The organism is Sphingobacterium sp. JUb56 (assembly GCF_014191365.1).
In the GTDB taxonomy this organism is placed as follows: Bacteria; Bacteroidota; Bacteroidia; order Sphingobacteriales; family Sphingobacteriaceae; genus Sphingobacterium; species Sphingobacterium anhuiense.
This window is the reverse complement of record NZ_JACHWL010000001.1, coordinates 4,472,439-4,488,742: the sequence shown is the minus strand read 5'-3', so window position 1 is coordinate 4,488,742 and position 16,304 is coordinate 4,472,439. Positions and strand designations below refer to the sequence as shown.

17 protein-coding genes are annotated in these 16,304 nt (G+C 36.3%); 15 read left to right on the top strand and 2 right to left on the bottom strand.

Translation table 11 applies throughout. The features are described 5' to 3' along the window. The first annotated feature begins 2 nt into the window (after positions 1-2). The 15 genes from mutY to groL all read left to right on the top strand — a co-directional run bounded on the left by mutY (position 3) and on the right by groL (position 14,070). Positions 3-1,052, top strand: coding sequence for an A/G-specific adenine glycosylase (mutY, locus tag FHR29_RS19135; protein ID WP_183916302.1), 1,050 nt, complete (start codon positions 3-5; stop codon positions 1,050-1,052). 18 nt (positions 1,053-1,070) lie between these two features. Continuing rightward, positions 1,071-1,517 carry a single-stranded DNA-binding protein gene (locus tag FHR29_RS19130; protein ID WP_021192203.1) on the top strand — a complete coding sequence of 149 codons (447 nt, stop codon included), beginning with the start codon at positions 1,071-1,073 and terminating at the stop codon, positions 1,515-1,517. A gap of 146 nt (positions 1,518-1,663) precedes the next feature. Further along, a complete protein-coding gene (gene pheS, locus FHR29_RS19125) occupies positions 1,664-2,701 on the top strand; it encodes a phenylalanine--tRNA ligase subunit alpha (protein WP_132771591.1) in 1,038 nt (345 codons plus the stop codon). A 207-nt stretch (positions 2,702-2,908) separates the two neighbouring features. After that, complete coding sequence (locus FHR29_RS19120; RefSeq protein ID WP_031289705.1) at positions 2,909-3,484, top strand: TetR/AcrR family transcriptional regulator; 576 nt, start codon at positions 2,909-2,911, stop codon at positions 3,482-3,484. 34 nt (positions 3,485-3,518) lie between these two features. After that, positions 3,519-4,928, top strand: a complete 1,410-nt coding sequence (gene rlmD, locus FHR29_RS19115; protein ID WP_183916300.1) for a 23S rRNA (uracil(1939)-C(5))-methyltransferase RlmD — start codon at positions 3,519-3,521, stop codon at positions 4,926-4,928. Positions 4,929-4,930: 2 nt separating this feature from the next. Then, positions 4,931-5,326 carry a hypothetical protein gene (locus tag FHR29_RS19110; protein ID WP_021192201.1) on the top strand — a complete coding sequence of 132 codons (396 nt, stop codon included), beginning with the start codon at positions 4,931-4,933 and terminating at the stop codon, positions 5,324-5,326. 66 nt (positions 5,327-5,392) lie between these two features. After that, positions 5,393-6,154, top strand: coding sequence for a hypothetical protein (locus tag FHR29_RS19105; protein ID WP_132771589.1), 762 nt, complete (start codon positions 5,393-5,395; stop codon positions 6,152-6,154). A 151-nt stretch (positions 6,155-6,305) separates the two neighbouring features. Continuing rightward, positions 6,306-6,986 (top strand): OmpA family protein, encoded by a 681-nt coding sequence (locus FHR29_RS19100; RefSeq protein ID WP_231577295.1) that lies wholly within the window; start codon positions 6,306-6,308, stop codon positions 6,984-6,986. Between the two features lie 151 nt (positions 6,987-7,137). After that, entirely contained in the window at positions 7,138-8,574 is a 1,437-nt protein-coding gene (miaB, locus tag FHR29_RS19095; RefSeq protein WP_021192198.1) for a tRNA (N6-isopentenyl adenosine(37)-C2)-methylthiotransferase MiaB, read from the top strand. 39 nt (positions 8,575-8,613) lie between these two features. Further along, positions 8,614-9,888, top strand: coding sequence for a sigma-54-dependent Fis family transcriptional regulator (locus FHR29_RS19090; RefSeq protein WP_021192197.1), 1,275 nt, complete (start codon positions 8,614-8,616; stop codon positions 9,886-9,888). 8 nt (positions 9,889-9,896) lie between these two features. Further along, positions 9,897-10,418 (top strand): LptE family protein, encoded by a 522-nt coding sequence (locus FHR29_RS19085; protein WP_132771586.1) that lies wholly within the window; start codon positions 9,897-9,899, stop codon positions 10,416-10,418. An 11-nt stretch (positions 10,419-10,429) separates the two neighbouring features. Then, on the top strand, positions 10,430-11,488 hold the full coding sequence (locus FHR29_RS19080) for a tetratricopeptide repeat protein (RefSeq protein ID WP_132771585.1): 1,059 nt from the start codon (positions 10,430-10,432) through the stop codon (positions 11,486-11,488). A 13-nt stretch (positions 11,489-11,501) separates the two neighbouring features. Then, entirely contained in the window at positions 11,502-11,867 is a 366-nt protein-coding gene (gene secG, locus FHR29_RS19075) for a preprotein translocase subunit SecG (RefSeq protein ID WP_132771584.1), read from the top strand. Positions 11,868-12,081: 214 nt separating this feature from the next. Continuing rightward, positions 12,082-12,357, top strand: a complete 276-nt coding sequence (gene groES / locus FHR29_RS19070) for a co-chaperone GroES (protein WP_021192191.1) — start codon at positions 12,082-12,084, stop codon at positions 12,355-12,357. Between the two features lie 75 nt (positions 12,358-12,432). Further along, entirely contained in the window at positions 12,433-14,070 is a 1,638-nt protein-coding gene (groL, locus tag FHR29_RS19065) for a chaperonin GroEL (protein WP_207898652.1), read from the top strand. Positions 14,071-14,144: 74 nt separating this feature from the next. On the opposite strand, the gene FHR29_RS19060 is transcribed toward groL, so the two are convergent. Both FHR29_RS19060 and ggt read right to left on the bottom strand, forming a co-directional pair. Continuing rightward, entirely contained in the window at positions 14,145-14,516 is a 372-nt protein-coding gene (locus FHR29_RS19060) for a DUF3192 domain-containing protein (protein ID WP_132843526.1), read from the bottom strand. Between the two features lie 87 nt (positions 14,517-14,603). Further along, positions 14,604-16,301, bottom strand: a complete 1,698-nt coding sequence (ggt, locus tag FHR29_RS19055) for a gamma-glutamyltransferase (RefSeq protein ID WP_183916298.1) — start codon at positions 16,299-16,301, stop codon at positions 14,604-14,606. Positions 16,302-16,304 lie beyond the last annotated feature (3 nt).

The following is a 16,304-nucleotide window of genomic DNA, read 5'->3' as shown; positions in this document are numbered from 1 at the left end:
GGATGTCATTTGCAAAAAAAATAATAGAATGGTATCATGATCATCAGCGTGATCTGCCTTGGCGAAATACAAGGGATGCTTATAAAATATGGTTGTCTGAAATTATTTTACAGCAAACCCGTGTAGAGCAGGGCATGCCTTATTACTTGCGGTTTGTGGATCGATATGCTGATGTTTTAGCTTTTGCTAACGCTTCTGAAGATGATATTTTGCATTTATGGCAGGGACTTGGGTATTATTCCCGTGGCCGAAATATGCATAAGGCTGCAGGAATTGTGCGTGATATGTATCAAGGTGAATTTCCTAAATCGTACGTAGAATTAATTAAACTGCCGGGAGTTGGGGAGTATACTGCAGCGGCGATTTCTTCTTTTTCGAATGATGAACAGCAAGCAGTGTTAGACGGAAATGTTTTTCGTGTTTTATCTCGTTATTTTGGTGTAGAGACGGCTATTAATACTCCTGCGGGTAAAAAAATCTTTACGCAATTGGCAAAGGATAATCTTGATCGAGACTATCCGGCATTGTATAACCAAGCGATTATGGATTTTGGTGCTCTACATTGTAAGCCAAAGGCTCCATTATGTGGTGAATGTGAATTGCAATTGGACTGTTTTGCCTATACGCATGGAATGGTGGCTGATTTACCTGTGAAAATTAAAGCTAAGAAAAGCAGAAATCGTTATTTTCACTACTTTATTATTCAAAAGGACGATGAAATTTTAATGTCTAAGCGTGGCGCATCTGATGTTTGGGAGAATTTGTATGAATTTCCTATGATTGAAACTTCTGAGGCTTTAGAAGGGTTGGAAATAACTGCTCATCCAGAGTTTTTAGCTTTATTTGGGCCAGAAGTTACAATAAGTTTGTTGCAACGGAATAAAAAACATGTTTTAAGCCATCAAAATATTTATGCGACTTTCTATAGCGTGTTAAGCTCTAGGGATTTGGAGCAAAAAAAAGTAAATTGGAATTATGTTTTATTAAAAGATTTGGATAAATTAGCTAAACATAAGCTCATATTTTCTTTTTTAGAAATAGCTAAATTATAACCAAATACCTTAAATATTATGTCAGGAGTCAACAAAGTTATTCTAGTAGGCCATTTAGGCAAAGATCCAGAAATTAGATATTTAGACAATAATGTCTCTGTTGCTAGTTTTCCATTAGCAACATCAGAAAATTTTAATCGAGATGGAAAACGTGTAGAGCAAACAGAGTGGCATACAGTTGTTCTTTGGCGTGGATTGGCGGATGTCGCAGCAAAGTATCTGACAAAAGGAAAGTTAGTCTATATTGAAGGACGCTTAAGAACGCGTTCATATGAAGATAAAGAGGGTATAAGACGTTATTCTACTGAAATTGTAGCTGAGAACTTCACCTTATTAGGACGGAAATCTGATTTTGAACCTCCTACAGCTCCCCCTGCTCAATCCCATGCAGATAAGATTGAGAATAAGGAGGTTGAAGTCGATTTTACAGAGAATGAAAATGATAGTGATCCATTACCGTTTTAGGTGCTGGAATATATTTCGAAAAAGAGCATCTTTTTTAATGATGCTCTTTTTTTGTGATTATTTTTTTGCTCTTGTTACATAAATTTGAACTTCACTTACGAAAACCCTTTATCTTTTATAATATTTTGGTGTATCTTTGAATAATTATGTTGCAAGATAAAATAACGCAGTATACTGAGGAAATTAAGCAATTTGCTCCAACTTCTTCAGCTGATGTAGAAAATTTCAGATTGAAATTTTTAGTTTCAAAAGGTATTGTTAAAAGTTTGTTTGATGAATTTAAAACTGTTTCTGTAGAAGAGAAGCGTGTTTTGGGTATGGTATTGAACGAGTTTAAACAATTTGCTGAAAAAACATACCAAGAGGCTCACGAAAAATTTGGTGCGAATAAATCACAGGCTCAAAAGAGTGAAGGTGATCTTACTTTACCTGGTCAGGGTTTAAAGTTGGGGTCCCGTCATCCACTGTCTTTGGTACGTAAAGAGATTGTTGAGATTTTTAAGAAATTGGGTTTTATCGTTTCTGAGGGACCTGAAATTGAAGATGACTGGCATAACTTTTCGGCTTTAAATTTTCCTCCGGAACATCCTGCTCGTGATATGCAGGATACTTTCTTTATTAAAAAACAAGAAGGGAATGATATTACATTGCGTACGCATACCTCATCGGTACAGGTTCGTTTAATGGAAGCTGGTAAGCCACCTTTCCGCGCTATTATGCCTGGTCGTGTTTATCGTAATGAAGCGATTTCTGCTCGTGCACACTGTTTCTTCCATCAAGTGGAGGGATTGTATGTGGATGAGAATGTTTCTTTTGCGGATTTGAAGCAAACATTGTTTCACTTTGTGCAGGAATTATATGGTGAAGGTACACAGGTGCGTTTCCGCCCTTCCTACTTTCCGTTTACAGAGCCATCTGCTGAGATGGATATTTCATGTACAATTTGTAAAGGTGCAGGTTGCCAATTGTGTAAATACTCCGGTTGGGTAGAGATCTTAGGTTGCGGTATGGTAGATCCAAACGTTTTAGATAACTGTGGTATCGATAGTAAAAAATACTCTGGCTTTGCTTTCGGTATGGGGATTGAGCGTGTCACCAATTTAAAATATGAGATTAAAGATTTACGATTGTTTTCTGAAAATGATGTGAGGTTCTTATCTCAATTTGAAAGCGAAATCATTTAATGATAGAACGAATAGATTATTTAATCACATTATCTATACTTTTAATCAAGAAATTGATTTTAAAAGGTATAGATAATGTGATTTCTTTTTTCATTAATGCAAATAAATATGTGTTTGATAATGAAATTTTATTGATGAATAATCGTATTTTAAACGTTGTGGTTGCTCGACGTTTGGTTCATGTACTTAAATTTTCAAGATAAATTTATGGAAGCAGATAAAATTATTGAATCTATCAAAAGATCTGCTCGAGAGCTATTTCGTAAGTACGGTTATAATAAAACCAGCGTTAATGAATTGGCAAAAAGAGCTAATATAGCAAAAGCGACATTCTATAAATATTTTGATAGTAAAGAGCTGATTCTTCACGCTATTTTAATGGAGTATATTCAAGAGAATGTGAAGGATATTCTGAAAAAGAACGTCGGAGAAGAGGATTTGGCAGTTTTTCTGGGAAATACAATTTTGAAAGTTAGCCGCCTTACTTATACAGTCTGTAATGAATTTGTAGGTTGGGAATTTATTCGTGAATCTGCTAATGCGCAGGAGTATTTAAAAACGCTCTCCGATGATTTAGAATTTTTATTGCTGAGTTCTTTTATTCAAAATGATACCATTGCAGCTTCTATCTCCGAAAAGAAGCTGACTTTCCTTATTAAGACGAGCAAAAACATTGTATTTTCATTTGCATTTACAGCGGTTACAGAAGCAGATGTGCGTAAAAATTTCATTTCTTTTCAAAAGGAAATTCTTCCTTATTTAGTTCACGCAACTATTCATTAAAATTCTGATCAAAAAAGCGTAATTTTGCGCCAATATGAGAAGAAGAAATTCACAAGAAAGATTAGTTTTCAACGATATCGCGATTATTGATATTGCAGAAGAAGGTAAGGGTGTTGGAAAAACAGATGATTTGGTATTGTTTGTTGAAAAGGCAATTCCAGGTGATGTGGTTGATATTGAATTGATGCGCAAAAAGAAAAGCTTTGGTGAAGGTCGTATTCAGACCTTGAAGAAAGCATCTGAATATCGTGTTGAACCTTTTTGTGAGCATTTTGGAGTATGCGGTGGTTGCAAATGGCAACATATGACCTATGATGCACAGCTGTTGTTTAAACAGCAGTCTGTAGAAAATGCGCTCACACGTATTGGCAAAGTTGATACTTCTTCAATGGAGCCTATATTGGCATCTGGGCAGACGGAATATTATAGGAATAAATTGGAGTACACTTTTTCTAATAAGAAATGGTTGACGACTTTGGATGATAATGTGGAAGATATGAATATGGATGCTCTAGGTTTCCACGTTCCGGGAAGATTCGATAAGATTCTTAATGTTAGTCATTGCTATTTGCAAGAAGATCCTTCTAATGTATTGCGTAATAGTGTTCGAGAATTTGCTGTCGCAAATGCGCTATCATTTTATGATTTACGTGATCATAGTGGCGTGTTACGTAATTTAATCATTCGTATTTCTTCAACAGGAGAATTGATGGTGATCGTGGTGTTCGCTTATCCAGAAGAAGGACAAGTTGAGCTATTAATGTCTTTCATTAAGGATAAGTTTCCGTCAATAACTTCTCTTCTTTATATTATTAATCAGAAAAAGAATGATACGATTTTTGATCAGGAAATAGAGATTTATAATGGACGCGATTTCATTTATGAGGAAATGGAAGGTCTTAAATTTAAGGTTGGACCAAAGTCATTTTATCAAACGAACTCTGCGCAAGCTTATGAACTGTATAAAATAACCCGAGATTTTGCAGGCTTGTCTGGTGATGAACTTGTATATGATTTGTATACAGGCGCTGGTACAATTGCAAATTTTGTTGCTAAATATGCTAAGGAGGTTATTGGTGTTGAATATGTGCCATCGGCAATTGAAGATGCGAAAATCAATTCGGAAATTAATGGCGTGAAAAACACGAAATTTTATGCAGGAGATATGAAAGATGTGCTAACGGCAAGCTTTATTGCTAAACATGGCAAACCTGATGTAGTCATTACAGATCCCCCTCGTGCTGGTATGCATACCGATGTTGTTGCACGACTATTAGAAATGGAATCTCCAAAAATTGTTTATGTAAGTTGTAATGCGGCGACTCAGGCACGTGATTTGACTTTATTGGCTGAAAAATATGATGTGGTTCGTATTAAACCTGTTGATATGTTTCCGCATACACAACATGTTGAAAATGTTGTTTTATTAAAATTAAAGGGATAATTATGGAAATAGAAGAGTGGTTTGGGGCATCGAAAAATAATGAAGATGATAGCCAAAAATCTAGTCCCCTAAAGAGTTTAAAGATCGATTTAGATTATTATAGTGATTCGATTAAGGAGATATCTTTAGAAATTATGGCTGAGGGCTTATCTGCGTATCCAATTTTTATAGCGCACCAACATGTTGTTAATGTCGGTGAATTGATTTTAGATCATGTCGAGCTAAAAACAAACTGGAGTATTAACGCTTCTACATTTGAAGAGCTTGTTGAATCAAATATTATTAAAGAGGATAGGAAAGACGCGTTTATCAAAAAGTTTAAGCGTGCACAGGATTTTATGTGTTTGTTAGTTATTGTTCCTGAAGGTGCAAATTTTGTCTTTTATCCTTATAAATAGGAATTCTTAAATATTTAAACTTTTTTAACAATTGATGTGTCAAACTATTATTACTTTTATTTAAATATGTATAGAAAAATAATTTGCCATATCAGTTTGCTTAGCTTCGTGTTCCTGTTTTTTTTAGGCACAAATGTTCAGGCACAACAAATACAGCGTATCTCTGGGATGGTGTTCGAAAAAGGAACTTCATTGCGTCTTCCTGAGGTGAATGTTCGTAATTTGAGGACAAATAAATCTGTTGTGTCCAATTCATTTGGTGTATTTGTAATTGAAGCATCTATTGGAGATAGTTTATCTTTTTCTAAAATTGGTTACGCTGAGGCGAAAACTTTAATTAGTGATCTTAAAGATTTCTATGTTGAATTGCAATCAGGAATTCGACTAGAGACCGTTATTATAGAACGTAAAACTAAGGAAGCGGAATTAAATGAAGCTATGCGTGACTACGGAAAGAAGGGCGTTTATAATGGTGGTAGTAATAAGTTTGGAACCTACTTGGCTAGCCCGGCCACTGCTCTTTATAACCTTTTTGGGCGTGAGGCTAAAAATGCAAAGCGTTTCAGTCGTTTTCTAGACAGTGAAAAAGAACAGTTGCAAGTGGATAAGGTTTTTTCTAAGGACGCTGTCCGAGAAATAACAAAATTGGATGATAAAGATTTAGATTCTTTTATGCGCATTTATAGGCCATCTCCGAATATGGTTGCAAATTGGCAACATTATGATTTTTTGGAGTATGTACAACGTTCTCTTGCTGATTTTAATAAAAATGGCCGTCCAGAGGGGCTTACTCTTCCAGATATTGAAGTAAAAACACAAGAGAAATAATCCATTCAATTTTCTATCTGTTTACTATTGTCATATTTTTGTTACTAAAATTGGTCTTTATCGGCTATTATTTATTTTTTGGCATTCGGTTTGTTTCATATAGCTGTGGAATCACACTGGAAATATTATTTAAGATATTATAATTATGAAAATGAATAAGAAGTTAGCTGTTTTTGGTCTTACAGTGGCTACATCAGCAATGTTATTTGGGAGTTGTTCAACAATTCAAAATACAAATAATACCACAAAAGGTGGCGTAATTGGTGGGGTTGCAGGAGGTGCATTAGGAGCTTTAATAGGCAACAAGGCTGGTAGTACCGCTATTGGTACTATTGCTGGTGCTGCTATCGGTGGTGCTGCAGGTGTCTTAATTGGTAAGAAGATGGACAAACAAGCCGCCGAGATCGCTAAAACTGTTGAGGGTGCTGAAGTTACTCAAGCGGGTGAAGGTATCGTGGTTAAATTTGATTCAGGTATTTTATTTGATTTTAATAAATCTGATTTGAAAGCTTCTGCGAGAGAAAATATTAAAAACTTAGTCGCGACTTTAAATAAAGAGCAAGGTACTGATATTTTGGTTATCGGTCATACGGATAACGTTGGATCTTTAGATGCCAATCAAAAAGTTTCTGAAAACCGTGCTAATGCGGTTCGTGCATTTGCAGTTTCTCAAGGTTTAGCTTCTTCTCGTATCCGTACGGAAGGACGAAATTTCTCTGAGCCTTTGGAGAGTAATGATACTGAAGCAGGTCGTGCAGCAAACCGTCGTGTAGAAATTGTTATCGTTGCTGGTAATCAAATGAAACAAGAAGCTAAGAGCCAAGCTCAATAGGTCTGAAAAATATTTTATATTTAAAAAAGCGCTGATGTATCATCAGCGCTTTTTTGTTGGTTTTTATATTCATTTAGGTGCAATATTAATATGACAAACTGTCATCAATTCAATATTTATTCCTAACTTTGTAGTCTTTGAATTTTGAGCTATGTTAGATTTTGCGCATACAACTAAGGAACACGACGAGACGCGTCAAGGTGAAGCCTTATTGATTGAAAATAATGTTTCCAAAGGTAATGGACGTAAGTTATATATTGAGAGTTATGGTTGTCAAATGAACTTTTCTGATAGTGAAATAGTTGCTTCTATTTTATTGGAGACAGGATTTGAAACAACGAAAAATTATCAAGAGGCAGACGTTGTCTTTATCAATACATGTTCCATTCGTGAGAATGCTGAGCAACGTGTACGTAATCGTTTGAAAGAATTTGAATTTGCTAAGAAAAGCAACCCTGGTATGATCGTGGGTGTGTTGGGATGTATGGCAGAACGATTGAAAGCTAAATTTTTGGAAGAAGAAAAGTTAGTTGATGTTGTTGTTGGTCCTGATGCTTATCGTGATTTGCCAAATTTAATTTCACAGGTGGACGATGGAAATCGTTCTGTTAATGTATTGCTTTCTCGTGAAGAAACATATGCTGATATAAGTCCTGTTCGTTTAAACTCGAACGGTATCACAGCGTTTATTTCGATTATGCGCGGATGCGATAATATGTGTTCGTTCTGTGTTGTTCCATTTACCAGAGGTAGGGAACGCAGTCGTGATGCGGCATCTATTGTGAAGGAAGCGCATGATTTGTTCAATGCAGGATATCGTGAGGTCACTTTGTTGGGACAAAACGTTGATTCATATAAATATACTGCCCCTACAATTGAAGGGCAAGAAGCAAGTGCTCCTGTTAATTTTGCGAACTTATTAGCATTGGTGGCTGAAGTGAACCCGTTATTACGTGTTCGATTCTCGACATCTCATCCAAAAGATATTACTGATGAGGTGCTGCATACAATGGCAAGCTATGATAACATCTGTAAATACATTCATTTACCTGTACAGTCTGGAAATTCTAGAGTATTAGAATTAATGAACCGTACTTATGATAGAGATTGGTATATCAATCGTATTGATGCAATCAACCGGATTATTCCGGGTTGTGGTATTTCAACAGATATCATTACTGGTTTTTGTACAGAAACGGAAGAAGAGCATCAAGATACAGTGAGCATGATGGATTACGTGAAGTATGATTATGCGTTTATGTTTGCGTATTCGGAACGTCCGGGTACATTAGCTGCTAAACGTTATGCTGATGATATTCCAGAAGAAATTAAGAAAAGTCGTTTAACAGAAATTGTTGCGAAACAAAGAGCACATAGTTTTGAACGTTTACAGCAATTTGTAGGTAAAAACCAACGTGTTTTAATTGAGGGTTTTTCAAAACGCTCGGATAAAGATTTTGCTGGTCGTAATGATCAAAATGCAATGGCTATTTTTCCTGTAGATGAACGTTATCAGGCTGGTGATTACGTTACTGTAATGATCGAGTCTTGTACTTCGGCTACTTTACTGGGTAAAATAGTTGATTAATTAGAATATAATAGAGGTCTTTATTCTTAAATTTAGAGGATGGATAATCAAGATATTAAGAATCGATTTGGGATTATAGGTAACTCACCTTTACTTAATAGGGCTATAGATATTGCCCGTCAAGTGGCTCCTACTGATATTTCAGTTTTGATCCAAGGGGAGAGTGGTAGTGGTAAGGAGGTGTTTTCACATATTATTCATCAATTAAGCGCGCGTAAACACGGTGCTTTTATTGCTGTGAACTGTGGGGCTATTCCTGAAGGAACAATTGATTCGGAATTGTTTGGTCATGAGAAAGGTTCTTTTACTGGGGCACATGAAGCAAGAAAGGGATATTTTGAGGTTGTCGATGGTGGTACTATTTTTTTAGATGAGGTAGGGGAGTTACCTTTAGGTACACAGGCTCGTTTGCTACGTGTTTTAGAGTCTGGTGAATACATCCGTGTGGGTTCTTCTAAGGTTCAGAAAACTAATGTTCGCGTAGTTGCAGCGACAAATGTTGATGTTTTTAATGCTGTACAAAATGGTAAATTTCGAGAAGATCTTTATTACAGATTGAACACTGTTCCCCTTCGGATTCCATCATTACGTGAACGTGCGGAAGACATTTATTTGTTATTTAGAAAGTTTGTTGTCGATTTTTCTGATAAATACCGCTCACCAAGCATACAGCTGACTGACGATGCACAACAACTATTGAAGACATACAGCTGGCCAGGAAATGTGCGCCAGTTGAAAAATATTGCGGAACAAATTGCCGTTCTTGAGAAAGAACGAGTTGTGGATGCGCGAATTTTACAAAATTATCTTCCTTCTGAAAGCCGTTCTACTTTACCAGCAGTAGTTGCTAATCAAAGTGGAAAGGATGATTTTTCAGAGCGCGATCTTTTATATAAGGTTCTTTTTGATATGAAGAAAGATATGGTTGATTTGAAAAAATTGGTTGTTGAATTGATTCAAAATGGAGTTAATCCTTCCACGTTTGATGAAAATTCTCCCTATATTAATCGATTGTATCAAGAGGTTGAACCTAGTGCTGATCGGCTTCAAGATCATTTGGCCGCTTCACAGACATTGACTATACATCAACCTAATGTGCTGAAAAGTAACCCGGGTCAAGATGGATATTTAAATTATGATACACAAGATGCCGAAGAAGTTGAAGAATCGTTATCTTTAACAGAGAAAGAATCCGATTTGATTAAAAAAGCGCTTAAGAAGCATCGTGGTAAACGTAAAGCGGCAGCGCAGGAGTTGGGTATCTCCGAAAGAACTTTGTACAGAAAAATTAAAGACTTAAATTTAGATTTATAATCTCGTTTATGAAGAAGCTTAGATCAAGTTTGCTACCGGGTTTTATCATGATAGCGATGTTGTTTTTTACAACAAGCTGTGGTGTAAAATATGGTTTTACCGGTGGATCTATTCCTGATGGGATGAAAACAGTGAGCGTATTGTACTTTGAGAATATTGCATCAATGGTTTATCCAACCTTAAGTCAGAATTTTACAGAAGCCTTAAAAGAGCGTATACGTAATCAATCGCGGTTGAGTCAGGTTAATGATAATGCTGATGCAACTTTTGAGGGTTTTATCACGGATTATACGATTAGTCCCGCTGCTGTTGAGGCAGGAACGGATCGTGCTGCATTAAATCGCCTTTCAATAACGATTAAAGTAAATTATCATAATAAAATCGTTGAGAAGGATAATTTTGAACAATCTTTCACAAGGTTTAAAGATTTTTCTGGTCAATTGCAATCGGCTCAAGAGGAAACATTAAATAAAGAAATTATTCTAATGTTGACAGAAGATGTTTACAATAAAGCATTTGCTAATTGGTAGTGGTTTGAGATATGGAAAATAGACGAATTTCAGACGATATAAACTTGTTTCATCAAGCGATCAACAATCCGTTATCTCTTTCGGAATCTGATTTGTTGTCCTTGATTGCCAAATTTCCATATGCGCAGTCTCTTCGTTTTGCTTATGAAAGACACCTCTACTTGCTAAATAGGGAAGTTCATAATATTTCTTCGACATTGCTCTATGCTGCTAATCCAAATTGGTTATATGAGTATCTGCATAAAGCTGTTCCTGTTGAATTACCTATTGAAGTTGAATCGGATGATTATATTGCTTTCGAAGATACAATTGATGATGTACAGGAGGATTCAACTGCAGATCTTGATAATGGAAGAGAGGAACTAAATGCTTTGATTCAATCCGGTGTAGCGCATGATTTTTTTCGATTGGAAAAAACCGATGATATTCTGGAGGAGATTAAAGATGATATTTCTAATGAACCAATGTTATCTGTGGAGTCGACCTTTGTCATAGGTCCTGTGGATGAAGAAGTGCGTGAGGAAGAGCGGATCAGTGTGTATGACGATGAGCTGATGCCTTATAGTTTTTTATGGTGGTTACATAAAACTCGTTTAGAGCATGCAGATACGTACCAGCCATTTTTGAAGGCCCCAAATTATCATGCTCATTCTGCAGAACAGCATGTGACTCGGTTTAAACAGACGATTGATGCTCAAGTTTTGGATCAACAGATTAAGGAGAATATTTTTCATCTACAGTCTCCTGAGGTTAAGTTAAGCGAGGAATTTAAAAATACGGTACCATTTCAGGTAGAGAAGAAAAATACGGATCATCTGATCGAACGATTTATCAAAGAGGATCCGCAGATAAAACCTCCTCCAGCTGATAAGATTAATCTGGAAAATAAAGCAAGGAAAAGTTCGGAAGATCAGTATTCGCTGGTGACTGAAACTTTGGCCCGAATTTATATCGAACAAGGATTATATCCTAAGGCTATAGAGGTTTACAAAAAATTAGTTTTGAAATATCCAGAAAAAAATGCGTACTTTGCGTCGGAAATTTTAAATTTAGAAAAGAAATTAACTTAATACATATAGAGAAATGCAAGGAATATTAATTGCTCTTATAATTTTGGCAAGTATTTTATTATCATTTTTAGTTTTAATACAAAATCCAAAAGGAGGTGGTTTATCATCAGGATTTGCTGGTGGAACTAATATTATGGGTGTAAAACGTACAGGTGACTTTTTAGAAAAAGGTTCTTGGGGATTAGTGATTGCGATCATGGTTTTTTGTTTAGCATTTAATATCGTAGCTCCAACTACAACAGCTACTGTGGGTGGTGGTTTGGGTAATCAAATTGAAACTCCTGCACAAACTAGTCCATTGAATTTAAATAATACACAACAACCTGCTCCAGCTCAACAAGCTCCGGCACAGAAAACTGTAACAGATTCAACTAAATAGGTTGTTGTATAGAAATTGAAAGCCCCCAAGTAATTGGGGGCTTTTTTTGTATTGTCAGTTTTGTAGCGTGACAGCCTGACAGAATGTGAATGAAATCTGCCAGTGCCTTGTTTTTTCGATGCAAATTTGTCTCAAAAGTCTGCTCTTGGCTCTTTGGCATAATTGCTGATGACATTTAGATATAATTGAAATAGAACTAAAAATAAAATATATTATGGCATTAAACATTAAACCTATCGGTGACAGAGTAGTAGTTGAAGCTGCTCAGGCAGAAGAAAAAACAGCTTCAGGATTATACATCCCTGATACAGCAAAAGAAAAACCATCACAAGGAATCGTTGTAGCAGTTGGAACGGGTAAAGTTGACGAACCTTTGACTGTTAAAGTTGGTGATAAAGTTTTATATGGTAAATATGCTGGAACTGAAATTACTGTTGAAGGTAAAGAGTATTTAATTATGCGTGAGGCTGATATTTACGCGGTTATTTAATTTTTTTATATAGTATCCAAATGTAAATAAATTTGGTCTCTTCTGGGATCAGGTGAAAATTTCAAAAATTTAAAGATAATGGCAAAACAAGTAAAATATAACGTTGAAGCTCGTGAAGCACTTAAAAAGGGTGTTGACACATTGGCAAATGCAGTAAAGGTAACTTTGGGTCCTAAAGGACGTAATGTAATCATTGAAAAAAAATTCGGTTCTCCGGTTATCACTAAAGATGGTGTTACTGTTGCTAAAGAAATCGAATTGAAAGATGCCTTAGAAAATATGGGCGCTCAGATGGTGAAAGAAGTTGCTTCTAAAACTGCTGATCAAGCAGGTGACGGTACAACTACTGCAACTGTTTTGGCTCAGGCTATCGTAGCTCCAGGTATTAAATCTGTAGCAGCAGGTGCTAATCCAATGGATTTGAAACGTGGTATTGATAAAGCTGTAGCAGCAGTTGTTGCGAATTTAAAATCGCAATCTCAAACTGTTGGTCAAGACAATAATAAAATCAAACAAGTAGCATCAATTTCTGCAAATAATGACGAAGTTATCGGAGCTTTAATTGCGCAAGCAATGGAAAAAGTAGGTAATGATGGTGTTATTACTGTAGAAGAAGCAAAAGGTACTGAAACTGAAGTTAAAACAGTAGAAGGTATGCAATTTGACCGTGGTTACTTATCTCCATATTTTGTTACAAACTCTGATAAAATGGAAGCGGAACTTGAAAATCCGTACATTTTAATCTATGACAAAAAAATCAGTAACATGAAAGAGTTGTTGCCGATTTTAGAAAAACAAGTACAAACTGGCAAACCATTAATCATTATTGCAGAAGATTTAGATGGTGAGGCATTAGCTACTTTAGTTGTTAATAAAATCCGTGGTTCACTGAAAGTTGCAGCAGTGAAAGCTCCAGGGTTTGGTGACCGTCGTAAAGCAATGTTAGAGGATATTGCTATCTTAACTGGTGGTACAGTGATTTCTGAAGAAAGAGGTTTCAAATTAGAAAATGCTGAATTATCTTACTTAGGTCAAGCAGAAAAAGTTGTTGTTGATAAAGATAATACAACAATCATTAATGGTGCCGGTAATGCTGAAGATATTAAATCTCGTGTTGCTCAAATCCGTTCTCAAATCGAAACAACTACTTCTGATTATGATCGTGAGAAATTACAAGAGCGTTTAGCTAAATTATCAGGTGGTGTTGCTGTTCTTTATGTAGGTGCTACTACTGAAGTAGAAATGAAAGAGAAGAAAGATCGCGTTGATGATGCTTTACATGCAACTCGTGCAGCTGTTGAAGAAGGTATCGTTGCAGGTGGTGGTGTTGCTTTCATTCGTGCTACTGACGCTTTAAAAGGATTAAAAGGTGCTAATGAAGATGAGACTATCGGTATCGAGATCATCAGACGTGCTATCGAGGAACCTTTACGTCAGATCTGTTTCAATGCTGGTATTGAAGGTGCTGTTATCGTTCAGAAAGTGAAAGAAGGTACAGGGGATTTCGGTTACAATGCTCGTACTGATGTATTCGAAAACCTAATTGGTGCTGGTGTTATCGATCCAACTAAAGTTTCTCGTGTAGCTTTAGAGAATGCAGCTTCTATCGCTTCTATGTTGTTAACAACTGAATGTGTATTAGCTGATGAGCCAGAAGAAAATAATGGTGCTGGTGCTCCTCCAATGGGTGGTGGCATGGGCGGAATGATGTAAGATCATTCTTCTTTACTAAATATAATAAAAAAGCCCTGTTGCAATTTTGCAACAGGGCTTTTTTGTTTATTTAATTAATGACGGCGTCTATACTTCTCGTAATATCCATCGTAATCAGATGGTGAATAGTTTCTTTTTATTCCCCATTCTTGAAGTTCATTGTTGAAAAAGTATAGCCAGTAGATTCTATATCCTGAAGTTGAATCTGCCGCATTTTCTAATTGTGCAGTGCCATATTCATAAATCTCTAATATACCGTCTTGATATTTTTTTGAGGCTACTACGGCATCCGGCTTTCCTAGTTGCTGAATAACCTTCTCTTTGGTCATGCCAACTTGTATTTTTGTAAAGTCAGGACCTTTTAGCATGCTGCAGCTCACGATTAAAGTGGCAAAAAATAGCATCATCATTGTTCTGCTGATTGGATACGTATAATTTTTAATCATAAAATCAGTGTTTGTTATATAGAGCTGATATGTTTGTATAAGTTTAATTGTTTTAAAAATAATCTATACTATTTAAAATTTAATATACTAAAAACCTGAAGCGGTATCATCACCCCTCGGATCGGCACCTGTCTGGAGTTTTCCGTTGGGTAATATTATGATATTTTCCACTCTGCCTATATTACCTCTAGGTGATATTTTGTACCCTGCATTTTCTAGACTTTTTCTTACTTCGGGAGTTATTGCATTTTTTTCTACATCAATCTGATCGGGTAGCCATTGATGATGAAAACGCGGGGATGAAACGGATTGCTGTGCATTTTGTTGATAGTCAATTACGTTGACTATCGTTTGGAAGACGGAGGTCATAATTGTTGATCCCCCTGGTGTTCCTACTACCATAAATAGCTTTCCATCCTTTTCCACAATAGTTGGTGTCATTGAACTTAACATACGTTTGTTTGGCTCGATGGCATTCGCTTTTCCGCCAACGAGGCCATAGATATTTGGAACTCCTGGTTTAACTGAGAAGTCATCCATTTCATCATTTAATATAAAGCCTGCGCCAGATACAAAGACACGTGATCCATATGAATTATTAAGTGTTGTCGTAATAGAAACGGCATTGCCTTCGGAATCGACGATATTAAAGTGTGTTGTTTCTTCTGATTCATATCCTGGAAATTTCGCAGCCTTTACATCGCTGCTTGCGGTTGCTTTGGTTAAGTTTACGGCTTTTAATCTTTCACTGTTGAAAATAGAGTCTGTCAATTCTTTGACAGGTACTCTTATGAAGTCTGGATCACCTAAATACTTTGCTCTATCTGCATAAATACGACGTTCGGCTTCAACCATTACACGTACAGCGGAATCACTTTGGAATCCCCATTTTCCTAATGTATATTGTGCTACTGATTGTAATAGTGCAACTAAGGCTGGTCCACCACTAGATGGAGGTGCCATACATATGATCTTATGTCCACGGTAATATCCTGTAACGGGTTGTCGCCATACTGCTTTATAATTCTCAAGATCATTATAACTGATAATGCCATTGCCTTTATGCATTTCTTTAACAATTAGGTCAGCTGTTATGCCTTTGTAGAAGCCATCACGACCATGATCAGCAATTCTTCTAATTGTGTTAGCCAGTTCCTGTTGCTGGAATAAATCGCCTTTTTTCCAGCTGGTGGTTTTCAGTATAGGGGCGCCACTTGGGTTATATTTTTGAAAGCTTTCTTTATATTCGTTGAATTCTTCTGCCTGTTGTTTTGTAATCGGAAAGCCTTTTTCAGCTAATGCTATAGCAGGATTTAATAAAGTTTTCCAATATAATTTGCCATACTTTTTGTGAGCTTCAACCATTCCGTCAACTGATCCTGGTACTCCTGCGGATAAATGGCCATATACACTTAGATCTTCTATTACATTTCCCTGCTTGTCTAGGTACATATTAGCATGTCCTTTTTCTGGTGATTTTTCTCTAAAGTCTAAAGCATTGATTTCACCTTTACTACTTCTGTAGACCATAAACCCACCACCACCTATGTTTCCAGCATTAGGGTAAACTACTGCTAATGCAAATTGTACTGCGACAGCGGCATCAATGGCGTTGCCCCCCATTTTTAGGATATCTACACCAACTTTTGAAGCTAAGGGATGCGCGGTAACAACCGCCGCCTTATTGAAGGTCTTGGGTTTTTTATCAAGTTCTAACGAAACTGTGCACGATTGTACTGACAGCGCCGCCGTAATAATAAACAAATAGAATTTGCTTTTTTTCATAAT